This window comes from Pseudarthrobacter sp. P1 (genome assembly GCF_050156935.1).
Lineage (GTDB): Bacteria > Actinomycetota > Actinomycetes > Actinomycetales > Micrococcaceae > Specibacter.
In genome coordinates, this window is record NZ_CP189584.1 from 3637523 (window position 1) to 3662507 (window position 24985).

Here is a 24985-nt window from a genome sequence, read left to right on the forward strand (position 1 = left end):
TAGTTTAGGATGGTTGATGACGTAGGTCACAGGTCCGCCGATGGGCCGCCACCACTGCTACAGGCTAGGAACTTGCATGGAACTGCTGCCCCACCGCGGCCCTCATTTCGCCCCCAGCTCGCGCGCGGACTCCGGATTCCGCACCTCGTCGCCGTGGAAGTACGCCATGGGCGCCCACGAGCTGGCGGCCGCGGCGGGATCGGTGCGGCGGGCCACGCTGCGGGCGGTGTCGACGCCGATCGTGGCAGGCAGCACGCTGTCCTATGTGGTGTTCCCGGCGTTTGCCGGCAACGACGCGGATCCGGCCGGCGGCTACGGTGCCTGCGCGGCCGCCGTCGACCTTCTCCTTGACGACGGCAGCCGGCTCTCCGGGACGGCCCTGTGCGACCAGTACGGTTTTGGCGTCTCCGCGCAGGCGCAGGGTGCGGCCAAGACGGTGGTGCCGGACCAGTGGAACATCCGCCGCGTGGACCTGTCCGCACTGGCCGGGCGGACGGTGGTCGCCATCGAGGCCGCGGTGCACGTACCCAAGGGCCTGGCCGACACCTCGCTTGCGGGCTGGATCGACGACGTCGTGATCCGCACGGTGGACGCCCTGCCGGACGCCGGCCTGCGGCCCTCCGACCATGTGCGTTCCACCCGCGGCACCCATTCCTCCGGTGCCCTCTCCCGCGGCAACGCCCTCCCGGCGACGGCCGTTCCCTACGGGTTCAACTTCATCACCCCGGCCACCGAAGCGCGGACCACCCAGTGGGTCTACGCCTACCACCAGCACGACGTCGCCCCCGGAACCAGTGCGCTGCAGGCCCTGAGCATCTCCCACCAGCCCAGCCCGTGGATGAACGACTACAGCGTCCTGCAGTTCATGCCCGGCACCACGGAGGGCACGCCCGACCCTGCCCCGGCCGCCCGGGCCCTGGCCTTCCGGCACGGCAACGAGGACGCCAAGGCGCACCGCTACCGTGTCCGCTTCGACAACGGCCTGGTGGCCGAGGCCGCGCCCACCGACCACGCCGCCGCCCTGCGCTTTGTGTATCCGGGCGACGATGCCACGCTGCTCATCGACCAGCTGGACGACAACGGATCCCTGGTGATCGGCATGGACGCCGCGGGCCGGCCCGTGCTGAGCGGCTATGTGGACGGCAGCAGCGGATCGACGGCGCTGCGGATGTACTTCTACGCCACGGCGGACCGCCCGCTGGACGGCTTCGGGAAGTTTGCCGGCGCCCATGCCAACGTGTCCGGCTACCTGCGCTTCCGGCTGGACGCGGACCGGACCGTGAACTTCAAGGTCGCCACGTCCTTCATCAGCGTCGCGATGGCGCGGCACAGCCTGGAGCTTGAAATCCCGGATGGGGTTGGCGTGGACGCCATCGCCGCGCTGGCCCAGGATCTGTGGGACGAGAAGCTGGGCGCCGTCCAGGTGGCCGGCGCCAGTGCGGACCAGCTGGCCACGCTGTATTCGAACCTGTACCGGATGTTCCTGTACCCCAACTCGGCCAGCGAAAACGCCGGGACAGCCCAGGACCCGCAGTGGCAGTACGCCAGCTTCCTGCGGCCGGCAGCCAAGCATGGCGCCGAGGCCACCGGGGCGCCGGTCCGGGCCGGCCGCATTTACGTCAACAACGGATTCTGGGACACCTACCGGACCGAATGGCCGGCGCTGTGCCTGCTCGATCCAGACCAGGCCGGGCGGATGCTGGACGGCTTTGTGGAGCACTACCGCGAGGGCGGCTGGACGCCGCGGTGGTCGGCCCCAGGCTACGCGGACTGCATGGTGGGCACCAGCAGCGACCTGGTCTTTGCTGACGCCGCGCGCAACGGGGTGGGCGGCTTTGACCTGGAACAGGCGTACGACTCTGCCTTGCGCAATGCAACAGTCCCCTCCGATGCCTCGGCGACAGGGCGCAAGGGCCTGGGCCTCGGTATCTTCACCGGCTACATCCCCACCAGCACGGATGAGGCCATGTCCTGGTCGCTGGAGAATGCCATCAGCGACTTTGGCATCGCGCAGTTCTCGGAAGTGATGCTCGACCGCAGCGGCGAGGACGACCCGCGCCGCAGCGAATACGCGGCCAACGCGGCCTATTTCGCCAACCGGGCGCTGGGCTACAAGCTGCTCTTTGACCCGAGCGTTGGCTTTTTCCAGGGTCGGGACAGTGACGGCACGTTCCGGCACACGCCGGAGACGTTCGACCCGCGTGTGTGGGGGCACGACTACACCGAGACCAACGCCTGGGGCATGGCCTTCAGCGTGCCGCACGACGGCGCCGGCCTCGCCGGGTTGTATGGCGGCCGGGCCGGGCTGGAGGCAAAGCTGGACGAGTACTTCAGCACTCCTGAAACGGCGCGCGAGGAATTCCGGGGCTCGTATTGGGCCGTCATCCACGAGATGGTCGAGGCCCGGAACATCCGGATGGGCATGTTCGGCATCTCCAACCAGCCGGCCCACCATGCCCCGTTCATGTATGCCTTCACCGATGCCCCGCACAAGATGCAGGCCATCACCCGCGAGGCCGTCGGCCGGCTGTTTACCGGCAGCGAGATTGGCCAGGGGTATCCAGGGGACGAGGACAACGGCGAGATGTCCGCTTGGTACGTGTTTGCCGCGCTCGGCTTCTATCCGCTCAGCCTGGCCTCCGGGGGGTTCATCCTCACCTCGCCCCTGTACGGCGAGGCCACCGTCACGCTGGCCGGGGGCAAGACCATCACCATCCGCGCGACGAACAATGCCCGGGAGAACGTCTACATCCAGTCGGTGGCCGTCAACGGGGTTGCCTGGGAGAGCCCGTTCATCGACCACGCCACGCTGGCCGATGGCGCCACGCTGGAGTTCGTGATGGGGCCCGAGCCCTCCGGCTGGGGGTCCTCGCCCGAGCTGGCCCCGCCGTCGTTGAGTGCGCCGGGCTCGCAAGCTGTGCCGGCGTCGGACCTCACCACCCCGGCCGGGGCCGCCACGGCCAGCGTGCCGGATGCGCACCTGGCCTTCGACGACTCGTCGGCCACGGGAGTCCGCCTCCACGGCGGCGACTGGGTGGGCTACGCCCTGCGCCAGCCGGCGGCGGTGCCCCTGTACACCATCACGGCCGGGCCCGCCCTTTCCGGCTGGGATCTGCAGGGCTCGGCGGACGGCCACGAGTGGACCGCCGTCGAGCGCCGCCGCGGTGAAACCTTCCGGTGGGAGCGACAGACGCGCCCGTTCCTTGTCCCGTCTGTCCCGGATGCCGACCGCTTCCGGCACTACCGGGTGCGAGTGGCGGGCCACCCGGCAGCGTCTGCCACGCTGTACCAGCTGGAACTGTTTCCGGAGCACTAACGGATCACGCCCGGCCGCCGGGGACCGGTGATCGAGCTTGTCGAAATCCGGTGGGCCGGGGGTGTCCCCGGGTTTCGCCGTCGGGTGCGGGCCGGCGGCATCGACCTCACGACGCCGCACCCGAACCGGGTCATCTTCACCAACGATCCGCCCAACACCGAGATGGTGCTCAGCGGGCAGCTGGGGTCCGTCCTGGACACGGCCGGGGTCTTCCTGGTCTCGTGGCTGAACGTGGTCAAGGACGAGGCCATTCTTCAGAGCCGGTTGCGCGAACGTGCGCAACTGGTGGCGGCACTGCCCGGGGACGCCACCGTCCTCTACGAAGATGCGGGCTTCCACGTCCCGGCCTATGCCGGCCGGGTGCGCGACGCCATGGCGGACATGGTGGATGTCTACAGCATGAACGAGGACGACATGCACCACCACCTGGACCGGGAGGTGGATCTGCTCGATGCCGTGGCCTATGAACGGGGCCTGCAGGGCGGCATCACCATGGCGAGCACCCGCTTCCGCCATGGCGACGGTTTCACCGTCCAGGACCACGAAGCGGTGGGCCTGCTGCCGGTCAATCCGGCCGGTGCCCGGTTCGGCGCGGACATCGAGGCCCGGCTGGGCCCGGCGGTGCGGTGCCTTCCCGCCTTCGCCCTGGACTCCGCCGCGCCGGCCACCATCGGTGTGGGGGATTCCTTCGTGGGTGGATTCATCGCTGCCCTGGCGGGGCAGTGACTGTGGGGCCCGCTCCGCCGCCGGACTTGATGCAGCCCGGCAGCTGCCTCAGTCAGCCGGCGTGGGCGGTCGCCGGCCCGAGTGCCGCGGGCAGGGCCGCGAGGGAGTTGAAGCTGTAGAGGTGCAGTCCGGCGATGTGGGTGGGGGCGAGCCCGTCGATGAGGGCATCCGGCTGGTAGCGCTCGCCGCCGAGCATGTGCCGGGCGAAGGACCCCTTGGTGCTCAGGAAGCGCAGCGAGGTGCCGACGCCGATCTTGCCGGCCAGCGCCAGGAGTTTGGTGCGCGGCACGGCGCCGGCCACACCGGCCCAGACCGGCAACCGGACGCCCTCGCGGCGCAGCAGCCCCGCGTAGTTGTTGATGGCCTCGGCCGAAAAGCACATCTGCGTGACCACGCGGGAGGCCAGCTCCTGCTTGGCCAACAGCTCATCGAGCAGCTGGACGCCGTGGGTGGCGGGGTGCCCCTCCGGGTATCCCGCCACCCCCATTTTCATGCTGCCGGCGCTCAGCTCGGCGATGTCCGCCATTAACGGCGTGCTGGATGCGTAGGGCCCGGCGGCACGCGGGGCGTCGCCGCTGATGGTGAAGACCTCGGTGATCCCGGCGGTGGCGCAGTCGGCCAGCAGGTTGCGCAGCTGCCCCTTGTCCGCCACCGCCCGCGCGGCGAGGTGCGGGACGACGGCGTAGCCCAGGTCCGCGAGCTCGAGGGCGGCCGCCATGGTCCGTTCAATGCCGTGGGCGGGCAGGCACGTGATGGTCAGTGTCGTGGACGTCGGCAGGTGCCGCGACACCATTGCGGCGATGCCATTGGCGGGGATGATCTCGACGCGCGAATCGAACATGGCTGGCCTCTGCTTGTCGGGGGTTAGTGTCCGGCGAGGAGGGTGGCGGCCTCCTGGCGGGTGGTGCCGGAGTCCTGAATGCCCTCGGCGATGTGGGCCAGGTGGGCGGGGATGTCGCGGCCCTTCTTGCGCATCGCGGTGGCCCAGAGCCGGCCGGCCCGGTAGGAGGAGCGCACGAGGGGTCCGGACATGACGCCCAGGAAGCCCAGCTCCTCGGCCTCGGCGGCGAGCTCGACGAACTCCTGGGGCTTGACCCACCGGTCCACGGGCAGGTGCCGTTCGGAGGGGCGCAGGTACTGGGTGATGGTGAGAAGGTCGCAGCCGGCCCCGTGCAGGTCCGCGAGGGCCTCGGAGATCTCCGCCCGGGTTTCGCCCATGCCCAGGATCAGGTTGGACTTGGTGACCATGCCGTGGTCCCGGCCCTGGGTGAGAACGTCCAGGGAGCGGTCGTAGCGGAACGCGGGGCGGATCCGCTTGAAGATCCGGGGCACGGTCTCCACGTTGTGCGCGAACACCTCCGGGGCGGAGTCGCAGATCGCGGCGATGTGCTCGGGGTTGCCGGAGAAGTCCGGGATGAGCAGCTCGACGCCGGTGTTGGGGTTCAGTTCGTGGATTTTCCGCACGGTTTCGGCGTACAGCCAGGTGCCCTCGTCGGCGAGGTCGTCGCGGGCGACGCCGGTGACGGTGGCGTAGCGCAGGTTCATCTTCACCACGGAGCGGGCGACCTTGGTGGGTTCGAACCGGTCGATGGGGGAGGGTTTGCCGGTGTCGATCTGGCAGAAGTCGCAGCGGCGGGTGCATTCGGAGCCGCCGATCAAAAACGTCGCCTCGCGGTCCTCCCAGCATTCGAAGATGTTCGGGCAGCCCGCCTCCTCGCAGACGGTGTGCAGGCCCTCCTTTTTGACCAGGTTCTTCATGGCGATGTATTCCGGGCCCATGGAGACCTTGGCCTTGATCCAGTCGGGTTTGCGCTCGACCGGGGTGGCGGCGTTGCGCGCTTCGATGCGCAGCATCTTGCGGCCTTCGGGTGCCAGCGTCACAGTGCTGCTCCTTCTGCGGGGGTGGCGGCAGGCATCAGCACGCCACCACATTCACGGCGAGGCCGCCCAGGGCGGTCTCCTTGTATTTGGAACTCATGTCCTTGCCGGTTTCGCGCATGGTGACAATGACCTCATCGAGGGAAACCCGGTGGGTGCCGTCGCCCCAGAGCGCCATCTTGGCGGCGTTGATGGCCTTGGCCGCGGCAATGGCGTTGCGCTCGATGCAAGGGATCTGCACCAGCCCGCCGATGGGATCGCAGGTCAGGCCCAGGTTGTGCTCCATCGCGATCTCCGCGGCGTTCTCCACCTGCTCCGGAGTGCCGCCCATGACCTCGGCCAGGCCGGCGGCGGCCATCGACGACGCCGAGCCCACCTCGCCCTGGCAACCCACCTCGGCCCCGGAGATGGAGGCCTGCTCCTTGTAGAGCACGCCGACGGCGCCGGCGGCGAGCAGGAACTTGACCACGACGTCGTCGACGGCGTCCTGGCCGGCCTCGGCGATGCCCGGTGTGTAGTGGGTGGCATAGAACATGACTGCCGGAATGATGCCGGCGGCGCCGTTGGTGGGAGCGGTGACCACGCGCCCGCCGGAGGCATTTTCCTCGTTGACGGCCAGGGCCACCAGGTTGACCCATTCCTGCCAGAACTTCGGATCGCGGTCCGGATCCTCGGAGCGCAGGCGGGCGTGCCAATCGGGTGCCCGGCGGCGGACGTTCAGCCCGCCCGGCAGCAGCCCAGTGCGCTTGAGCGAGGAGTTCTTGCACTCCTCCATGACGTCGCGGATGTGCAGCAGGGAGCTGCGGATCTCGGCTTCGGGGCGGAGGCTCTTTTCGTTCTCGAGCATGACACCGCTGAAGTTCAGTGAGTTGGCGGTGCAGTGGGCCAGCAGCTCCGCGGCGGTGCGGAAGGGCAGCGGCAGCTCTTGGATGGAGTCCTCCAGCTCGGCCATGGCGCTGTCCTCGCTGCCCTCGCGGACAATGAACCCGCCGCCAACGGAGAAGAAGGTGGCCTGGTGCAGGACGGTTCCGGCGGCGTCGGAGACGGCAAACTTCATGCCATTGGTGTGGCGGGGCAGCACCGTGAGCGGGTGCAGGACTATGTCCTTGACCGCGTAGGGCAGCTCAACCTCGCCGGCCAGCCGCAGCGTTCCGGTGTCGGCAATGATGGCCAGGCGTTCCTCCACCTCGTCGGGGAGGATGAGCTCGGGGTAGTAGCCCTCCAGGCCCAGGAGCACGGCGGTCATGGTGCCGTGTCCGTGCCCGGTGGCGGCGAGCGAGCCGTAGAGGTCCACCCGCAGGCTTGCCGCCCGGCCCAGGGTTCCGCCGGTGCGGAGCTCCTCGGCGAACACGGCGGCGGCGCGCATGGGGCCCACCGTGTGCGAACTGGACGGTCCGATGCCTATCGAAAAGAGGTCAAAGACTCCGACTGCCATGGGGTGTTCCTTACGTGCAAAAGCAATGGTCCGGCAGATTGTCCTGCCGGAAAGGATGGGCGCACGGTGGTGGGGTGCGCCCATCCCGGGCGTCCTGCGCCGGGCCGCCGCGGGTGGCGGCGTCCGGCGCAGGAGGGTGGACCCTAGCTGGGCCGGCCCGAGAGGGCCGGCACGGCGGGGTAGAGCGGATGGGCGCCGGCCAGGGCCTCAACCCGGGTCCGCAGACCGGAAAGGTCGGCATCGGCGTCGGCCGTCAGGGCCTCAGCAATGATATCGGCAACCTCCGTGAAGGCCGCCTCGCCGAAACCACGGGTGGCCAGCGCCGGGGTGCCGATGCGCAGGCCAGAGGTGACCATCGGCGGGCGCGGGTCGAACGGAACGGCGTTGCGGTTGACGGTGATGTCGATCGCGGCCAGGCGGTCCTCGGCCTGCTGGCCGTCCAGCTCGCAATTGCGCAGGTCCACCAGCACCAGGTGCACGTCGGTGCCGCCGGAGATGACGGAGATGCCCTTGGCGGCGACGTCCGGCTGGATGAGGCGCTCGGCCAGGATCCGGGCGCCGTCGAGCACGCGCTGCTGGCGCTCGGCGAATTCCGCGGAGGCCGCGATCTTGAAGGCCACGGCCTTGCCGGCGATCACGTGCTCAAGCGGACCGCCCTGCTGGCCGGGGAACACCGCCGAGTTGATCTTCTTGGCGATGTCGGCGTCGTTGCTCAGGATGATGCCGCCGCGCGGACCGGCCAGGGTCTTGTGCGTGGTGGAGGTGGTGACGTGGGCATGCGGCACAGGGTTCGGGTGCAGGCCCGCGGCCACCAGACCGGCAAAGTGGGCCATGTCCACCATCAGGTAGGCGCCCACCAGGTCTGCGATCCGGCGGAACTCGGCGAAGTCCAGCTGGCGGGCGTAGGCGGACCAGCCGGCCACGATCAGTGCCGGCTTGTGCTCCAGCGCCAGGCGCTCCACCTCGGCCATGTCGACGCGGTGGGTGTCCTCGCGCACCTGGTACGGGATGACGTTGTAGAGCTTGCCCGAGAAGTTGATCTTCATGCCGTGCGTCAGGTGTCCGCCGTGGGCCAGGTTCAGGCCCATGATGGTGTCGCCCGGCTTGATCAGCGCGTGCATCACCGAGGCGTTGGCCTGGGCGCCGGAGTGCGGCTGGACGTTTGCGTAGGCGGCGCCGAAGAGGGCCTTGACCCGGTCGATGGCCAGCTGTTCGACGACATCCACGTGCTCGCAGCCGCCATAGTAGCGCCGGCCGGGGTAGCCCTCGGCGTACTTGTTGGTCAGCACCGAGCCCTGGGCCTGCATCACCGCTGTGGCGGTGTGGTTCTCGGAGGCGATCATCTCCAGGCCGGAGCGCTGGCGGGCCAGCTCGTTGTCGATCTGCACCGCGATTTCCGGATCCAGCTCGGACAGCTGCGCGTCGAGGCTGGGGGAGACGACCTGCTCGAACGCCGTGGTGGCGCTTGCCGCGCTCACAGCTCGCCGCCGTTCTTGGCAGCGTAGTCCACCGCGGAGAGCAGCGGGCCGTGGGATTCGGCGGCCACCTTGAACAGCCAACCGGCGCCGTAGGGGTCGGAGTTGATCAGGGCCGGATCCTCGACGACGGCGGTGTTCACCTCGGTGACCTCGCCGGTGACGGGGGAATAGAGATCGGAAACGGACTTGGTGGATTCCACCTCGCCGCAGGTCTCCCCGGCCGTGACGGCGGTGCCGACCTCGGGCAGGTCGACGTAGACGATGTCGCCCAGGGCGTCCGTGGCGACGGCGGAGATGCCGATCGAGACGAGATTGCCGGCCTCATTGGCCACCCACTCATGCTCTTCGGAGTACTGCAGTTCGGGTGCTACTTGTGCCATCTTTGCTTCCTTCGGGTCTGGTGGGGCGGACGTTACTTTTGGCGCTTGTAGAACGGCAGGGCAATGACCTCGAAGGGCTCGGCCTTGCCGCGCAGGTCGACGTCCAGGGCGGTGCCCAGGGCTGCGTGCTCGACGTCGACGTAGGCCAGGGCCACGGGGAAGCCGAGCGTCGGGCTGGGCTGGCCGGAGGTCACCTCGCCGACGACGACGCCGTCCTTCAGCACCGGGTAGTGGCTGCGGCCGGCGCGGCGGCCCAGGCCCTTCAGGCCCACCAGCTTGCGCCCGGTGGTCTCGCCCTCGCCGGCGGCCTTGGCGGCCTCCAGTGCGGCGCGGCCTACGAAATCGCTCTCCTTGGCCAGCGACACGACGGGGCCCAGGCCGGCGGCGTAGGCGTTGCCCTCGCGGGAGAGTTCGTTGCCGTAGAGCGGCATGCCGGCCTCCAGGCGCAGCGAGTCGCGGCAGGCCAGGCCGGCCGGCACGAGTTCGCCGTCGTGCGCCACGGCCGCGATCTCTTGCCAGAGGGCTGCCGCATGGTCGTTGGCCACGAAGATCTCGAAGCCGTCCTCGCCGGTGTAGCCGGTGCGGGCGAGCAGCAGTTCGGCGGTGCGCCCGCCGAACGTGAAGGGGACCTCGACGGCGGCGTAGTACTTCAGCCCGGTGACCAGGGCGTGCGCCTGGGCCGGCACCAGGCGCAGCAGGATCTCCTCGGCCTTGGGGCCCTGCACGGCGATCAGCGAGGTCTCGGCGGAGGCATCCTCCACGACGACGTCGAACGCCGCGGCGCGCACGGTGAGGGCGGCGGCCACCACGGGGGCGTTGCCGGCATTGGGCACCACCAGGAACTTGTCTGTGCCTTCATCCGTGGCCGGACGGCGGTACACGATGAGGTCGTCGATGATGCCGCCGTCCTCTTGGCAGATCAGCGAGTACTTGGCCTTGCCCACGCTCATGGCGGAGATCTTGCCCGCCAGGGCGTAGTCCAGGAACGCGGACGCCGCCGGGCCGCTGACCCAGACCTCGCCCATGTGGGAGAGGTCGAACAGTCCGGCCGACTGGCGGACGGCGTGGTGCTCGGCCAGCTCGGAGGAGTACTTCAGGGGCATCTGCCAGCCACCGAAATCGGTGAAGGAGGCGTCGAGCTTCTTGTGCTCTTCGTAGAGCGCGGTGTAGTTCTCAGTCATTGAAGGGTTCCTTAGTTCTCGAACTCGGAGATGGGAGGGCAGGAGCAGACGAGGTTGCGGTCGCCGGCTGCGCCGTCGATCCGGCCCACCGGCGGGAAGTACTTGTCCTGGCGCAGGGCCGCCACCGGGAAGACGGCCTGCTCGCGCGGGTAGCTGCGCTCCCAGCCGGAATCGACGACGGCGGCCGCGGTGTGCGGGGCGTTGCGCAGCGGGCTCTGCTCCACAGTGAAGTCGCCGTTGGCGACCTGGTCGATCTCGGCCCGGATGGTGACCATGGCCGCGATGAACCGGTCGATCTCCGCCAGGTCCTCGGATTCGGTCGGCTCCACCATCAGCGTGCCCGCCACGGGGAACGCCAAGGTGGGGGCGTGGAAGCCGTAGTCGATCAGGCGCTTGGCCACGTCCTCGGCGGTGACGCCCGTCGCGGCCGTCAGCTCGCGCAGGTCCAGGATGCACTCGTGCGCCACGAGGTCCCCGGCGCCGGTGTAGAGGACGGGGAAGTGCTCGTTGAGCCGGGAGGCGATGTAGTTCGCTGCCAGCAGGGCGGACTTGGTGGCCTCGGTCAGCCCGGAACCGCCCATCAGCTTCACATAGGCCCAGGAGATCGGCAGCACGCCGGCGGAGCCGAAGCGCGACGCCGAGATCGGCACGTCCCCACCCTCGGTCCAGGACGTGGCGTCGCCGGGCATGAACGGAGCCAGGTGCGCCTTGGCCGCGACCGGGCCGACGCCGGGGCCGCCACCGCCGTGCGGGATGCAGAAGGTCTTGTGCAGGTTCAGGTGGCTGACGTCGCCGCCGAACTTGCCCGGCTGGGCCACGCCCACCAGGGCGTTGAGGTTGGCGCCGTCGATGTACACCTGGCCGCCGGCGGCGTGCACGGAGTCGCAGACCTCGCGCACATCGGCGTCGTACACGCCGTGCGTGGACGGGTAGGTGATCATGATGGCGGAGAGGACGTCCTTGTGGGCCTCGATCTTGGCCTTGAGGTCCGCATGGTCGATGGTGCCGTCGGGCGCGGTGGCCACCACGACCACCTTCATGCCGGCCAATACGGCGGAGGCGGCGTTGGTGCCATGCGCCGAGGCAGGGATGAGGCAGACGGTGCGCTGGGATTCGCCGCGGGAGTGGTGGTAGCCGCGGATGGCCAGCAGGCCGGCGAGCTCGCCCTGGGAACCGGCGTTGGGCTGCAGCGAAACCTGGTCGTAGCCGGTGATCTCGGCCAGATCGGCCTCGAGGCCGGAGATCAGCTCGCGCCAGCCCTCGGTCTGGGAATCGGGGGCGAACGGGTGGATGGACGCGAACTCCGGCCAGGAGATGGCCTCCATCTCGGCCGTGGCGTTCAGCTTCATGGTGCACGAGCCCAGCGGGATCATGGTGCGGTCCAGTGCCAGGTCGCGGTCGCTGAGCTTGCGGATGTAGCGCAGCAGCTGGGTTTCGGAGCGGTGGGTGTTGAACACCGGGTGCTGGAGGTAGTCGGTGGTGCGCTCCACACCGGCATCGAGGCCGAACGTGGCCGCGCCGGTGTCCACGCCGTCGCCTGCGGCGGAGGCGCCAAAGGCGCCGGCCACGCGGGCGACGATGTCCGTCGTCGTCGTCTCGTCCACGGAGATGCCCACGTGGTCGGCGTCGATGGCGCGCAGGTTGATGCCGCGCACCTCGGCCAGGCCAACAATGGCATTGGCCCGGCCCGGGACGCGGACGGTGAGCGTGTCAAAGAAGGAGTTGTGCAGGACCTCGATGCCGGAGGCGGACAGGGCCGCCGCCAGCGTGCGGGCGTGGCCGTGGACGGTCTCGGCGATCGCCTTCAGTCCCTCGGGGCCGTGGTAGACGGCGTACATGGAGGAGACGATGGCCAGCAGCGCCTGCGCGGTGCAGATGTTGGAGGTGGCCTTCTCGCGGCGGATGTGCTGCTCGCGGGTCTGCAGGGCCAGGCGGTAGGCCGGAATGCCGGCGGAATCCTTGGACACACCGACGAGGCGGCCGGGCAGGGAGCGCTCCAGGCCCTGGCGGACGGCCATGTAGGCCGCGTGCGGACCGCCGAAGAACAGCGGCACGCCAAAGCGCTGGGTGGAGCCGACGGCGATGTCGGCGCCCTGCTCGCCGGGAGGGGTGATCAGGGTCAGGGCGAGCAGGTCGGCGGCCACCGTGACCAGTGCACCGCGTTCCTTGGCGGCGGCAATGACGGGCGCGTGGTCGAAGACGCGGCCGGAGACGCCGGGCTGCTGGAGCACGACGCCGTTGATGTCGCCGTCGGGCAGGCCCAGGGACAGGTCGGCGATCTCCACCTCGAAGCCGAGGGCCTCGGCGCGGCCGCGGACGATGGCGATGGTCTGCGGCAGCAGGTCGGCGTCCAGGACGGTCTTGCCGTCGGTGGCGGGCTTGGACTTGTTGGCCCGGCGCATCAGCAGCACGGCCTCGGCCACGGCGGTGGCTTCATCCAGCAGGGAGGCATTGGCGATCGGCAGGCCCACCAGGTCCTGGACCATGGTCTGGAAGTTCAGCAGCGCCTCAAGCCGGCCCTGGGAGATCTCGGGCTGGTAGGGGGTGTAGGCCGTGTACCAGGCCGGGGATTCGAGGATGTTGCGGCGGATCACCGGGGGAGTGACGGTGTCGAAGTAGCCCTGGCCGATCATCTGCACGGCTGTGACGTTCTTGGCAGCCAACTCACGGAGTTCGGCCAGCACCTCAACCTCGCTGAGGGCCCGCTGCAGCGCCAGGGGAGCGTCCTGGCGGATGTCGCCGGGAACGGCCGTGTCCACGAGGGATTCGAGGGTGTCGTAGCCGATGGACTTGAGCATGGTGTCGATGTCGGCCTGGCGGCGCGCACCAATGTGGCGGTCAACGAATGCGGCGGGGGTTGCTTGAACTGTCAAGGGGAACTCCAAGGTATGGCCGGCGCCGAATGCGCCGGAGTGGACCGGGTTCCTCCCCGCTCTGTATTGGACCTGAGAGTTTCCGCGGACCAAAGTCCGCTTGCACCGTCGGTGAGTCCGGGCTGGCGCCTGACTACTTTCCAGAGTTGCCTCGCCGTGGCGGTACGGGGGCCTGAGAGATTCCTGGGGAGGATTTGCTCCTACGGCGCCTGCCGGCTGGTTGGCTGGAGGACTCTCCCGCCACGGTTCAAAAGGCATGTTCAGTTGTTGGTGATTCAGGACACAGATTACACGCAATCCGGGCGGCGGGCAAAAAACCTTAGTGGGGGCGATTTAGCCATTGCCTGGAGGATTTGGGGCGCGGGGGCTCGGCTTGACATTTTTGTGTGACGCACTCCACACTGATCCGGGAGCCGCCGAACGACACGTGCCGGCCCTGACCCCGCCAGCTGCCACTGCTGGCCTACGACCAAAACTTCGACGCAATTCCCCGAGCGGACGGCCCCGATGGGCCCTGACCCCGCCAGCTGGTTGCGCTACGAAACACCGCACATTGTCCGTCGCCGACGACGGTCCATGTTGTGCTGTCGCTGCGGCTGGCAGATCCGCAGCACAAGAAAACAGCCCTGCCGCACCATGGTCCACAAGACCAGCCTTTCCTGATGAGAAAGAAGCCCCATGCCAAAGCAAACGACAGCCCTGCCGGATAGCGCCGGATCCACCACCGCAGACGCCGGCCCGCACCTGTCCCGCTCGCTGTCCAACCGCCACATCCAGCTGATCGCCATTGGCGGCGCCATTGGCACCGGCCTGTTCATGGGCTCGGGAAAAACCATTTCGGCGGCCGGCCCCTCGGTCATCTTCGTCTACATGATCATCGGCTTCATGCTGTTCTTTGTCATGCGGGCGATGGGCGAGCTGCTGCTGAGCAACCTGCACTACAAATCCTTCAGCGACTTCGCCGCGGACCTGCTGGGCCCCTGGGCAGGCTTCTTCACGGGGTGGACCTACTGGTTCTGCTGGGTGATCACCGGCATCGCCGACGTGATCGCCATCGCCGGGTACACCAAGGAACTCTGGCCGGGGCTGCCCCTGTGGATCCCGGGGCTGGCCACCATCGCCATCCTGCTGCTGCTGAACCTGACCACCGTGAAGGCCTTCGGCGAGACCGAATTCTGGTTCGCCCTGATCAAGATCATCGCCATCGCGGCCCTGATCGTGGTGGGCCTGTTCATGATCTTCAGCGGATTCTCCTCCGAGGCCGGACCGGCCAGCTTCACCAACCTGTGGAGCCATGGTGGCTTCTTCCCCAACGAGTTCATGGGCTTTGTGGCCGGTTTCCAGATTGCCGTGTTCGCCTTCGTGGGCATCGAGCTGGTGGGCACCACCGCGGCGGAGGCCAAGGACCCGGAGAAGAACCTGCCCAAGGCCATCAACTCCATCCCGGTGCGCGTGCTGCTCTTCTACGTGGGCGCCCTCATCATCTTGATGTCGGTCATCCCGTGGACCCAGTTCGCCGCCGGACACAGCCCCTTCATCGCCATGTTCTCGCTGGCCGGTTTGGGGGCCGCCGCCACGGTGGTCAACTTGGTGGTGCTCAGCTCAGCGATGTCCTCGGCCAACTCAGGCATCTACTCCACCTCCCGTATGGTCTACGGCCTGGCCCAGGAGGGCGACGCACCGGCCCTCTTCAGCGGCCTGTCCGGCCGCAAGGTGCCCCGCAACGCCCTCTTCCTCTCCTGTGTGCTGCTGCTCTCCGGCGTCGTGCTGATGTACGCCGGACAGGACATCGGCAAGGCCTTCGACATGGTGACCACCGTGTCAGCGGTCTGCTTCGTCTTCGTCTGGTCGATCATCCTGGCCAGCTACCTCGCCTTCCGCCGGCGCCGCCCGCAGCTCCATGACGCGTCCAGGTTCAAGATGCCCGGCGGCATCCCCATGGTGTGGGTGGTCTTCGCGTTCTTTGGCTTTGTGCTCTGGGCGCTGACCACCCAGCCGGACACGCTGCTGGCGCTGCTGGCCACACCGCTCTGGTTCATCGTGCTCGGCGTCGCCTGGTTCATCCTGCGCCGGCGCCCCGCGCATCTGGCCCGCTACGCATCGTTCCAGAACGAGCTCGCCTCGGACAAGGACTCGGCGGACATCCACCTCCAGGGGCGCTGACCGGCTCCGTTTGAAGTACAGCTACGCGGCGGCCGGCCGGTTCCCGGCCGCCGGACCGGCCAGCCCCGCGGGACCCGCGGGGCTGGCCGGCAGTTCAAATGACCTGGCCGCCCGTGAACCGGCCAGGGTGCTGGCGGCGATCGTCACCAGCGCACCAAGGATCAGGGCCGCCGCTTCACCGGGGAGGAGCAGGCCCTGCTGGGTGCCGATGGTGGCCGCTGCGACCGGCACGCCCAGCTGCGCGCAGGAGAGCACCCCCAGCGACATCGGCATGCCGATGATGCGCAGGGCGCCGTGGGCCACCATGGTTCCGGCGCCCAGGCACAGCCCCAGCAGGACCATCTGCGGGTGGCTGCCGAGGTCGCGCAGGTTCAGCGAGGCACCCAGCCAGACAAAGAACAGCGGCCCCAAAAACCCCTCGGTCAAGGCAAACAGCTGCCGGGCCAGCCGGCGGGGCTCGCCGACGGCAGCGACGGTGAGGCCGAACGAGAACCCGGCGAGCATGATCGATACATGTCCCAGGGTGGCCAGCCCAGCCAGTCCGAAGAGGATGGCCAGCTGGATCCGCAGCTCGAGGGCAAACTTGCGCCGCTCGGAGAGCCGGTGGACCCGGCCGCGGATCCCGGCGCCTTCCAGCCAGCGCAGTACAAAGAACAGTCCGACGGCGCAGCCGGCCACCAGGGCGGCGCCCAGTGCGGCGGGCCCCGCATTGGCGGGATTGATCGCCAGCGGCAGAGCCACAATGGCGGCGATGTCCGCAATGGCCACCTGCGCCGTCATGGCCAGCACCTCTGGTCCGCCCAGCCGCAGGGAATCGATGATCGGCAGGATCAACGCGGCCGAGGACGAGGCAATCAGCACCACATACATCGGGGCGTGGGCCGTGCCGAACGCCCAGGCAATGGCGGTTCCCAGGCCGGCGGACAGCACGGCGGCCAGGCCTGCCCGCACCCCGCCGCGCCCCAGGGCCGAGCGGATGGCGGCATCCCGGAAGGGAACGTGGGTGCCCGCGACAAACATGATCAGGGCGAAACCAATGTCCGCCAGCAGGACGAACGAGGAATCGTGCGGATCCACCAGCGACAGGCCGCTTTGCCCAATCACGACGCCGGCGAGAAGCTCGCCGAGGACCACGGGCAGGCGCCACGTTGCCGGCATCGCCAGCAGGGGACCTGCCAGGGCGACGACGGCGACAAGGGCCAGCGAGAGAAAGGTCACCGGGTGCTTCCATCCCCTTGGGCGGAAAGGGGCGCAAGTTTGATGGGGATGTCGGTGTTCTCGTCGGTGTAGTAGCTGGCGCAAACGCGGTGGTAGCCATCGGCGATGTGGGCCGGGACGCCGGCGGCCATGTTGCCGCGGACCAGCAACACAGGGGAGAGCTTGTGGCCGGCGGCAATCTTGGCCAGGTCCGAGGCAACATGCGGGTTGTCCCGCGGCAGCAGCGCCAGCCCCGCGGCGCGCAGAATGTCCTTGGCCAATTGGTGGGTGACGGGGGCATCCCGCAGCGCTTGGACGGTGGCCGCCACGCCGCCGTCGTCCGCCAGCAGCGCCAGGTACTGCGCGGCCGCCGGATAGTCCTGGTCTTCTGGCTGCTGCAACCAGAAGACCAGCGGGCCGGGGTCCTTTTTATGGACGTCCTTGTGCTCGTTTCTGGCCATGCTGGTTCCTCCCGGACGGCATTGGAACGAGACTACTCCGGGGCCTGCCGGCTTTCTGGCTCTGAGGGATCGCCGGCCCGCTGCTTTGCGCGACTTCCGTATGAAGTTGCGGCCAACTCATCCTGCCGAGGAGGGGGCCACCGGATTCGAAGCGGTCAGCCCGCGCCCTGACCCTCGCGGGCCACCTCTTCCAGAATCCTCGCTGTTGGCGATGCCGTCATCAGATCCCCTATCACCTCGGGTTTGTCCCACACCTGGCTGCGCAGCTGTTCCAGAAAGACGCCCGCAGCGTCCTTGGTGTCGAAGTCAAGGTGCACGACCACACTGTTCTGGTCGGCTGTATCCCGGAGCAGGCGGACAGACCGGGCGCCCGAGGCGGCGCGGCCTGCGGGATCAGTGTCGAATACTTTCTTAAAAGCCCCGTAGTCCCGGACCGGATAGCTGATCTGCAGGGTGAACATCGTCGTTCCTTTCCTCGTGCTATGTCAGCACCACGATAGGCCGTCCAGAGTCATCCCGGTAGGGGGAGTTTCTAGACCATGGCAAACGCCAAGGCACCGATGGGGTGGGTCAGCATGGATCCGAGCAGCCGTCCGGCGGGACCGCTGGGCGGAGAACGCCACCAAGGGAAGCGGGCCCGCCACCGCCCGCCAGCCAAGGACCACTCCGGCCAGGGCGGCAGCCATCAGAGCGGTCAGCAGATTGTTGATCCGGGAAGCCCACGGACCCCGCGCTGGTGCGTGCCGCCGTCGTGCTTGGCCTGGAAGCTAGGCCAGCTCGATCGGGCCCAGCTCCGCCAGCAGGTCCCCGGGCCCCGGGTTGGCCGGGGCGGAACTGCCGCCCAGGTGCGTGAGCACACCCCACACGGCGTTGAGCCCGGTGCTGACGGCACCCTCGGCCCAGCCGGCGGTGAAGGAGACGTCGTCGCCGGCCAGGAAGATGCCGCGCTGGGACGCCGGCAGCGAGTCCTGCTTGAAGTGGCTGAACAGGCGCTGCTGGTAGCGGTAGTGGCCGGGCAGATTGGCCTTGAAGGCACCCATGAAGTTCGGGTCCGCCTCCCAGGAGACGGTGATCGGCTCGCCCACGATGTGCGAGGCGATGTCCACGCCGGGGTAGATCTGGGCGAGGGAATGCAGCATCAGGCGCACCCGCTCGTCGGCATCGAGCGAGAGCCACTTCAGGGCGTCGTCGTTCCAGGTGTAGGAGAGCAGGATGACGGCGGGCTTGTCCGGGCCGTTGTCCAGCAGGTAGGTGGCGCGCGGCAGCCGGTCCGTCAGCGTCATGCTGAGCACCTCCTGGCCGGTCACCGGGTCGCGGTCCTTCCAGAACGGCCGGTCCACCATGACAAAGGTCTTGGAGGACTGCATGTAGTGGTTGCGCTCAATGGCCGTCCACAGCCCGGCCGGGAACAGGGCCTCATCGGTGTGGATCCGGGTGGAGAGCAGCCAGGTCTGGCAGGTCACGACGGCGGTGGGGTAGGACGCGCTGTGTCCCCAGCGGTCGGTGAGCACGATGTCCCCGGCCGGATTGGACTCAGTGGGTGCGCCGCGGGTGATGCTGGCGACGGCGCCGCGCGGGCTGCCCTTGTGCAGGGATTTCAGCGAGGTGCCGGCCGGCCAGAAGGCGGCGTCCGCCGGCGCGTGCTCCCACAAGGCCTCGGGCAGCCGCTGGGCCCCGCCCACGATGCCGCGGTGCGCGTCGTCGGCGTCGGTGTAGACCACGCGGAGGATTTCCAGGATGGTATTGGGAAAATCGGTGTCCCAGCCGCCGGTGCCAAAGCCCACCTGGCCGAAGGCCTCGCGGTGGGCAAAGCCGGCCGTGCGGAAGGAACGGCTCGCAGCGACGAAGCCGTAGAACGTCTGCTCGTCGAACTCGGGCAGCATGGCGTTCCACAGTTCCTTGATCCGGGCGGTGTCCCGGCTCCGGATGGCCGCCTGCATCTCATCGAAGGAGGCGTGCTCGCGCAGCGCGGCCTTCCAGGCGTCGGCGACCTCGCGGAAGAAGTCCGGCAGATCCTCGGCCTTTTCGGCGTAGTGCTTCTCCCCGGCCAGCTCGATCACGGTGCTGGAGGTGGGGCCGGCCAGCGGGTTGGGGAACTCCTCCGTGGCCAGGCCCAGCAGGTCCACGTAGTGGTAGAAGGCCCGCCCCGAAACGGGGAAGCGCATGCCGCCCAGGTCCGCGACGACGTCGGGGGCACCGGGGAAGGACTCCGTCTTGAGCCGGCCCCCAATGGACCCCGGCTCGTAGATGACCGGCTTGAGCCCCAGCTTCATCAGCTCGTAGGCGGCGACGAGGCCGGACAGCCCGGCACCCACCACGGCCACCTCGGTGCCGTAGAGGTGCTCCGGCACGGTGCCCAGCCCGGCCGGATTGGCCAGGTAGTGGTCGTAGCTGAAGGGGAAGTCCGGGTTCAGCATGGTGATCGGCGCGGACTCGGGCATGGCCTGGCGTGGTTCGGCGAGCAGGTCGGTGGCTTGTGACATGGCGTGCGTGCTTTCAGTTGGAGGGGTGGTGGCGTGCGGATCAGGCGCGGACGGGCTCGGCGCTCGCCGGCTCGGCGGCCGGTTCGATGGCGTCGGGTTCGGCGTCGGAGAGCGTGGTGTAGTCGGCCTGGCTCAGTGCCGCCACGCGGGAGTTGCGCCGGCCGTAGCCGAAGTAGGCGGCGATGCCCACCAGCATCCAGACCCCAAAGACCCACCAGGTGGTGGCGCCGAGGTTGGCCATCAGGTAGATGCACATGAGGGTGCCCAGGATGGGGGTGATGGGGTACAGCGGCACGCGGAAGGTGCGCTTGAGGGTGGGCCGGCTGCGGCGCAGGTAGATGACGGAGAGGTTCACCAGGGCAAAGGCGAAGAGCGTGCCGATGCTGGTGGCGTCGGCGAGGGCGCCCAGCGGCACCAGGCCGGCGGTGATGGCGACGGCGGTGCCCACGATCAGCGTCCCGGCCACGGGGGTGCCCGTCTTGGGGGAGACGCGGCCAAAGACCTTGGGCACCAGTCCGTCGCGGGACATGGACATCAGGATGCGGGTCTGGCCGTACAGCACCGTCAGCACGATGCTGGCGATGGCCAGGACGGCGCCGATGGAGAAGACCAGGGCCAGCCAGGGGTTGCCGGTGATTTCCTGCAGGATCTGCACCAGCGCGGCCTCGGTGCCGTCGAACCAGCTCCATTCCCGGGCACCGATGGCGGCGACCGCCACCAGGATGTAGATGGAGGTGATGATGACCATGGAGGCGATGATGGCGCGCGGCAGGTCCCGCTGCGGGTTCTTGGCCTCCTCGCCGGCGGTGGAGGCGGCGTCGAAGCCGATGTAGGAGAAGAACAGCCGGGAGGCGGCGGCGGACATGCCGGCCATGCCCATCGGCATCAGGGTGTCGAAGTGGTGGCCGTTGAAGGCCGTGAACGCGATGATGCAGAACATCAGCAGCACGGCGATCTTGACCGTCACCATGATGGTGTTGACCCAGGCGCTTTCCTTGGCGCCGCGGACCAGCAGCACCATGGCCAGGAGCACGATGGCGAGGGCGGGCACGTTCAGCAGGCCGCCGTCGGTCCCGGGCGGGGCGGTGATGGCGGCTGGCAGGGACAGTCCGAAGGCGCTGAGGGTCTCGTTGACGTATTCCCCGGAACCGACGGCGACGGCGGCCACGGAGACGGCGTATTCGAGCACCAGGCACCAGCCGCAGATCCAGGCGATGCCCTCGCCCATGGTGGCGTAGCTGTAGGAGTAGCTGGAGCCGGAGACCGGCACGGCCCCGGCCATTTCGGCGTAGGAGATGGCCGAGAGCAGCGCGGCGAAGCCTGCCACGAGGAAGGAGATCCAGATGGCGGGTCCGGCCAGCGGGACGGAGGAGCCGAGGATGACAAAGATTCCGGTGCCGAGCGTGGCGCCGACGCTGATCATCGTCAGCTGCCAGACGCCCAGGCTGCGGCGCAGCGACGGGCCGTGGGTGGACGTGCCGGCTTCCTGGATCATTTGGCCGAGCGGCTTGCGCCGCAGGAGCTGCCCGGTCAGGCTGAGGGGCTGATCGTTCAGACGTATCTGCTGGGTCATCATTGACCTCCATTCGTGCTGTGGGGCCCGCCGGGGCGGGGTGGGAGGCCCGGTGGCCGGGTCTCCGTGCAACCAACTCTGCCATGTGATGCCGGTTACATGTGAGGATAAAATGACCTACACTGATCAACCATGAGACATTTTGCACACACGCCGGCCATGTCCGGCCGGCCACAGGCCGGCCAGATCACCGTGGATCTGAAGGCCATCGCTGACAATGTCGGGATCCTGCGCAAGCACTCGCCGGGGGCCGGGTTCATGGCGGTGGTCAAGGGCAACGCCTACGGCCACGGGCTCGTGGAGGTTTCCCGGACGGCGCTGGATGCCGGTGCCGGCTGGCTGGGCACCGCCCAGCTGGCGGAGGCCGTGGCGCTGCGCCAGGCTGGCATCACCGCCCCCATCCTCGCCTGGCTGTACCTGGCCTCGAGCGACAGCGGCACCATCCGCGCGGCCGTGGAGAACTCCATCGACGTCTCCGTGGGCAGCATCGAGGCCCTCGAGGCGGTGGCGGCCATTGCCAAGGAGCGCGGCACCCGGGCACAGATCCACCTGGAACTGGACAGCGGACTCAGCCGCGGCGGAGCCCGGCCGGACGAGTGGGCGAAGCTGGTGGAGGCAGCGGCCGCGGCCGAGCGCACGGCGGGCCCCGGCGGGGTGGGCGTGCGCGGGATCTGGACGCACCTGGCCTGGGCCGACGTGCCCGTCCACCCGGGCAACGCGGCCGCCGTCGCCGGCTACGAGGCCGCCGTCGGCCAGGCCCGCGCCGCCGGGCTGGAGCCGGAGCTGCGGCACGTGGCCAGCTCGGCCAATTTGCTCGCCCGGCCCGAATACCACTTCGACATGGTGCGGGCCGGACTGGCCATGTACGGGCTCTCGCCCGCGGACCACCTGGATCCGGCGGACTTTGGGCTGCGCCCGGCGCTGAGTGCCACGGCGCCGCTGGTGATGGTCAAGAAGGTCCCGGCCGGCACCGGCGTCAGCTACGAGCACAAGGCCATCACGCACGAAACGCGCTATCTTGGGCTGATCCCTCTGGGCTATGCCGACGGCATCCCCAAGGACATCAGCGGCCGCGGCATCGTGACGGTGGCCGGAGCGCGAGTGCGCGTGATGGGAAAGGTGTGCATGGACCAGTTCATGGTTGATTTGGGGCCGGATCCGCGGGGCATCCGCCCGGGCGATATGGCGCAGCTCTTTGGCGACCCGGCCGCCGGTGCAGCCAGTGCCGACGAGTGGGGCGAGGCGATCGGCAGCCACGGCGATGAGATCATCAACCGGATCGCGCCCCGGCTGCCGCGGACCTTCCTGCCCGTGGCGGGCCGCGCGTGAGCCTGGCACAGGGGCAGACGCACGACGGCGGACTGCCGGGATCGCTGGGACGGGTGACGCTGGGGGACTTCCTGGCGAGCCTGCCGGACGGGCCGGAGCTGGTGGTGGACGGCGATGGACTGGAGCACGCCGCCGACATCACCGTGGGCTGGATGGAGCCCAGCGAGCTGGAGGACCCCACCCCGTACCTGCTGGAGGGTGAGATCATCCTGACCGCCGGGCTGCAGTTTGTCGGCGACGGCGGCTCTCCGGAGCGCGTGGACGGCTACGTCCGCCGGCTGGTGGAGGCCAAGGTCTGTGCCCTCGGCTTTGGCATCCGGCCCTACTTCGACGATGTGCCCGATGCGGTGGTGGACGCCTGCCGGCGGCACGGGCTGATGCTGCTGCGCGTGCCCGAACGGGTGCCGTTTGCCGCACTGGGCATGCTCTACGCCCGGCTGCTGGAGACCCAGAACATGCGCGCCCTGCGCCGGATCTCCGAGGCCACCCGGGCGCTGCTGCGCGGCGCCCTGTCGGACCGGCCGGAGGGCCAAGTGCTGGAGGTGCTGGCCCGGCAGGTCCCGCTGTGGGCGGTGCTGGCCGGCGCCGACGGGCGCCCGCGGCACCGGGCCGCCGCGCCGGGGCTGGTCCCGGCCGAACCGGACCGGTTGGAGCCGCTGCTGGCGAAGCTGTTCGCCGGATCCGGGCCGCGGATCGAGGTGGACTCCTTTGCGGAGCCGTCCTCCGCCGCCGTCACGGGCTATCCGCTGCGCAGCGCCCGGGACGCCAACATCGGCGCCCTGGTGATCGGCATGGCCGAGCGCCCGGGCCCGGTGGAGCGGAACATCGTGGAGGTCGCGGTGGGACTGCTGGAGGCCCTGAGCCGCCAGCGCACCGGCGGGGCACTGGCGCCGGGCCAGCTGGCCACCGCACTGCTGTTGCACCCGGCGACGGCGCTGTCCGCCATCGCCCGGGGCGGCGGGCCGGCCAAGGACCTGCTGGCGCAGTGCACCTCCTCCTCCCGGGCGGCGGCACTGCGGGTGGTCCAGGGCATCCGGGCCGATGCGACGGCGTCCGCGCGCACCGCCGCGGAGGAGCCGGGCCGGGAGCTGCTGCAGTGGCGTCGGATCTTCGACACCAGGCTGGTGGAGCTGACCGACTTCGGCTTCAGCGCCGTCACCCGGCTCAAGGTGGACGACGCCGCCATCGCCGAGGCCGAGCGCAACGGCTGGCTGCTGGCCATCTCCGACGCCGTCGAGCCCGCCGAGCTGGCCGCCGCGCACCAGCGGGCCACCGCCATGCGGGCGCAGGTGCGCAGCTCCGGGCGCAGCATCCGGGTGGACACCATGGCCTGGTCGGTGGAGGGCCTGCTGGGCCGCGACGCCGGGGCCATGCTGGCCGCCCAACTGCTGGGGCCGCTGCTGGCTCCGGGGGACGGGAAGGCCCGCGGCGTGCTGCGCGTGCTCAAGGGTTGGCTGGAGGAAAACGGCAGCTGGGATGCGGCCGCCAAGGCGCTGGGCCTGCACCGCAACAGCGTGCGCCGGCTGGTGGGTCAGGCCGGCGAAATGCTGGGCAAGGACCTCGCCGACGCCGGGACGCGGGCGGAGCTGCTGATTGCCATGCGCTTCCTTGACCCGGGGATCTTTGCCGTGGACCCGGACGCCGCGGCCCAGTCCGCGTAGAGGTCCGGGCGCCGATCGCGCAGATAGGGGACCTGGTCCCGGGCGCGGGCAATGTCTTCGGCGCCGACGTCGGCGAGGAGCAGTTCAAAGCCCTGCCCGGGCACCGGTGCCGTGGCGGCCTGGGCCAGCAGGCGCCCGTCGGGCCCGGCGATGATGCTGCCGCCGCCCAGGGCCAGCGTGCCGCCGCCGGCCACCGGCGCCGTGCCCACCTGGTTGGCGTAGGCCAGGGCCACCTGGCTCTCCAGCGCGCGGGCGCGCAGCAGGATCTGGGGAACGTCGTTGAACCCCGCGGCCAGGGCGGTGGGGACCAGGACGGCGTCGGCGCCGGCCGCAGCCAGCGCCCGCACGGACTCGGGGAACTCGGCGTCGTAGCAGACCAGCAGGCCCACGTGCAGTCCTGCCAGCTCCACGACGCCGGGCGCCGCGGCGGCCGGGGCAAAGGCGGCCCGCTCCTCTGCGCCAAAGAGGTGGACCTTGGCGTAGCGCAGGATCTCGGCGCCGGCGCCGTCCAGCAGCACCGCACCGATGTGCCAGCCGCCGCCCGGGGCCGGGACGGGGCGGCTGTAGGCCACGGCCACCGAGTGCCGGGCCGCGATGGCGGCGGCGCCGGCGTCGATCCGGGCCGCCAGCGCCGGGGTGAAGGCCGCAGCCACGGCCGCCGGGGCGTAGCCGGTGGGAAAGAGTTCAGGTGTCAGCAGGACGTCCGCGCCCGCCGCCGCGGCGCGCTCGGCCGCGGCATCCACCACCGCCAGATTGGCCGCAATGTCCAGCACGGTGCTGGCGGCCTGCAGAACGGCAATGCGCATCGAAACTCCCCTGTGAGCGTGGAAACGTGGATCTCCAGCCTAGGC

General features: G+C 69.5%; 17 protein-coding genes, 1 pseudogene and 1 riboswitch. Of the genes and pseudogenes, 5 read left to right on the forward strand and 13 right to left on the reverse strand.

Annotated features, from left to right (window positions below; genetic code table 11):
- The first annotated feature begins 76 nt into the window (after positions 1-76).
- Both ACQCSX_RS17145 and ACQCSX_RS17150 read left to right on the forward strand, forming a co-directional pair.
- Positions 77-3316: a GH92 family glycosyl hydrolase gene (locus ACQCSX_RS17145; RefSeq protein ID WP_427016441.1), complete on the forward strand. Its 3240-nt coding sequence runs from the start codon at positions 77-79 to the stop codon at positions 3314-3316.
- A 27-nt stretch (positions 3317-3343) separates the two neighbouring features.
- The gene (locus ACQCSX_RS17150) at positions 3344-4042 is read left to right on the forward strand and encodes a hypothetical protein (protein WP_427016442.1); all 699 of its coding nucleotides are present in this window, start codon (positions 3344-3346) and stop codon (positions 4040-4042) included.
- A 52-nt stretch (positions 4043-4094) separates the two neighbouring features.
- On the opposite strand, the gene ACQCSX_RS17155 is transcribed toward ACQCSX_RS17150, so the two are convergent.
- The 7 genes from ACQCSX_RS17155 to gcvP form a co-directional block, all read right to left on the reverse strand.
- Positions 4095-4883: a methylenetetrahydrofolate reductase gene (locus tag ACQCSX_RS17155; protein ID WP_427016443.1), complete on the reverse strand. Its 789-nt coding sequence runs from the start codon at positions 4881-4883 to the stop codon at positions 4095-4097.
- Between the two features lie 23 nt (positions 4884-4906).
- Entirely contained in the window at positions 4907-5923 is a 1017-nt protein-coding gene (lipA, locus tag ACQCSX_RS17160; RefSeq protein WP_427016444.1) for a lipoyl synthase, read from the reverse strand.
- 34 nt (positions 5924-5957) lie between these two features.
- Complete coding sequence (locus ACQCSX_RS17165) at positions 5958-7355, reverse strand: L-serine ammonia-lyase (RefSeq protein WP_427016445.1); 1398 nt, start codon at positions 7353-7355, stop codon at positions 5958-5960.
- A gap of 143 nt (positions 7356-7498) precedes the next feature.
- Positions 7499-8833 (reverse strand): serine hydroxymethyltransferase, encoded by a 1335-nt coding sequence (glyA, locus tag ACQCSX_RS17170; protein ID WP_427016446.1) that lies wholly within the window; start codon positions 8831-8833, stop codon positions 7499-7501.
- On the reverse strand, positions 8830-9213 hold the full coding sequence (gcvH, locus tag ACQCSX_RS17175; RefSeq protein WP_427016447.1) for a glycine cleavage system protein GcvH: 384 nt from the start codon (positions 9211-9213) through the stop codon (positions 8830-8832). The genes glyA and gcvH overlap by 4 nt, the downstream gene beginning before the upstream one ends.
- Positions 9214-9245: 32 nt before the next feature.
- Positions 9246-10394: a glycine cleavage system aminomethyltransferase GcvT gene (gcvT, locus tag ACQCSX_RS17180; protein WP_427016448.1), complete on the reverse strand. Its 1149-nt coding sequence runs from the start codon at positions 10392-10394 to the stop codon at positions 9246-9248.
- 11 nt (positions 10395-10405) lie between these two features.
- Entirely contained in the window at positions 10406-13279 is a 2874-nt protein-coding gene (gene gcvP / locus ACQCSX_RS17185; protein WP_427016449.1) for an aminomethyl-transferring glycine dehydrogenase, read from the reverse strand.
- A 138-nt stretch (positions 13280-13417) separates the two neighbouring features.
- Positions 13418-13517, reverse strand: a riboswitch (glycine riboswitch).
- Positions 13518-13945: 428 nt separating this feature from the next.
- On the opposite strand from gcvP, the gene ACQCSX_RS17190 reads away from it, so the two are divergent.
- On the forward strand, positions 13946-15430 hold the full coding sequence (locus tag ACQCSX_RS17190; protein WP_427016450.1) for an amino acid permease: 1485 nt from the start codon (positions 13946-13948) through the stop codon (positions 15428-15430).
- Positions 15431-15451: 21 nt separating this feature from the next.
- On the opposite strand, the gene ACQCSX_RS17195 is transcribed toward ACQCSX_RS17190, so the two are convergent.
- The 5 genes from ACQCSX_RS17195 to ACQCSX_RS17215 form a co-directional block, all read right to left on the reverse strand.
- Complete coding sequence (locus tag ACQCSX_RS17195) at positions 15452-16648, reverse strand: cation:proton antiporter (RefSeq protein WP_427016451.1); 1197 nt, start codon at positions 16646-16648, stop codon at positions 15452-15454.
- Entirely contained in the window at positions 16645-17088 is a 444-nt protein-coding gene (locus ACQCSX_RS17200) for a hypothetical protein (RefSeq protein WP_427016452.1), read from the reverse strand. The genes ACQCSX_RS17195 and ACQCSX_RS17200 overlap by 4 nt, the downstream gene beginning before the upstream one ends.
- A 155-nt stretch (positions 17089-17243) precedes the next feature.
- Positions 17244-17549, reverse strand: a complete 306-nt coding sequence (locus ACQCSX_RS17205; protein WP_427016453.1) for a hypothetical protein — start codon at positions 17547-17549, stop codon at positions 17244-17246.
- A 306-nt stretch (positions 17550-17855) separates the two neighbouring features.
- Positions 17856-19571, reverse strand: coding sequence for a flavin monoamine oxidase family protein (locus ACQCSX_RS17210; RefSeq protein ID WP_427016454.1), 1716 nt, complete (start codon positions 19569-19571; stop codon positions 17856-17858).
- 40 nt (positions 19572-19611) lie between these two features.
- Positions 19612-21147 (reverse strand): amino acid permease, encoded by a 1536-nt coding sequence (locus ACQCSX_RS17215; protein ID WP_427016455.1) that lies wholly within the window; start codon positions 21145-21147, stop codon positions 19612-19614.
- 129 nt (positions 21148-21276) lie between these two features.
- Between ACQCSX_RS17215 and alr the strand changes: the two genes are divergently transcribed.
- Complete coding sequence (gene alr, locus ACQCSX_RS17220; protein WP_427016456.1) at positions 21277-22473, forward strand: alanine racemase; 1197 nt, start codon at positions 21277-21279, stop codon at positions 22471-22473.
- Positions 22470-24134, forward strand: coding sequence for a PucR family transcriptional regulator ligand-binding domain-containing protein (locus ACQCSX_RS17225; RefSeq protein WP_427016457.1), 1665 nt, complete (start codon positions 22470-22472; stop codon positions 24132-24134). The genes alr and ACQCSX_RS17225 overlap by 4 nt, the downstream gene beginning before the upstream one ends.
- A gap of 122 nt (positions 24135-24256) precedes the next feature.
- On the opposite strand, the pseudogene ACQCSX_RS17230 reads toward ACQCSX_RS17225, so the two are convergent.
- A pseudogene (locus ACQCSX_RS17230) lies at positions 24257-24940 on the reverse strand (nitrilase-related carbon-nitrogen hydrolase); the annotation flags it as partial.
- Positions 24941-24985: the final 45 nt, after the last annotated feature.

Excerpts from the sequence above, each read along its gene's own strand:
- ACQCSX_RS17145 (WP_427016441.1), top strand. The coding sequence starts at position 77 with ATGGAACTGCTGCCCCACCGCGGCCCTCATTTCGCCCCCAGCTCGCGC.
- ACQCSX_RS17155 (WP_427016443.1), bottom strand. The coding sequence starts at position 4,883 with ATGTTCGATTCGCGCGTCGAGATCATCCCCGCCAATGGCATCGCCGCA.
- ACQCSX_RS17190 (WP_427016450.1), top strand. The coding sequence starts at position 13,946 with ATGCCAAAGCAAACGACAGCCCTGCCGGATAGCGCCGGATCCACCACC.
- gcvT (WP_427016448.1), bottom strand. The coding sequence starts at position 10,394 with ATGACTGAGAACTACACCGCGCTCTACGAAGAGCACAAGAAGCTCGAC.
- alr (WP_427016456.1), top strand. The coding sequence starts at position 21,277 with ATGAGACATTTTGCACACACGCCGGCCATGTCCGGCCGGCCACAGGCC.
- ACQCSX_RS17165 (WP_427016445.1), bottom strand. The coding sequence starts at position 7,355 with ATGGCAGTCGGAGTCTTTGACCTCTTTTCGATAGGCATCGGACCGTCC.
- ACQCSX_RS17200 (WP_427016452.1), bottom strand. The coding sequence starts at position 17,088 with ATGGCCAGAAACGAGCACAAGGACGTCCATAAAAAGGACCCCGGCCCG.
- ACQCSX_RS17210 (WP_427016454.1), bottom strand. The coding sequence starts at position 19,571 with ATGTCACAAGCCACCGACCTGCTCGCCGAACCACGCCAGGCCATGCCC.
- gcvH (WP_427016447.1), bottom strand. The coding sequence starts at position 9,213 with ATGGCACAAGTAGCACCCGAACTGCAGTACTCCGAAGAGCATGAGTGG.
- ACQCSX_RS17205 (WP_427016453.1), bottom strand. The coding sequence starts at position 17,549 with ATGTTCACCCTGCAGATCAGCTATCCGGTCCGGGACTACGGGGCTTTT.
- ACQCSX_RS17215 (WP_427016455.1), bottom strand. The coding sequence starts at position 21,147 with ATGATGACCCAGCAGATACGTCTGAACGATCAGCCCCTCAGCCTGACC.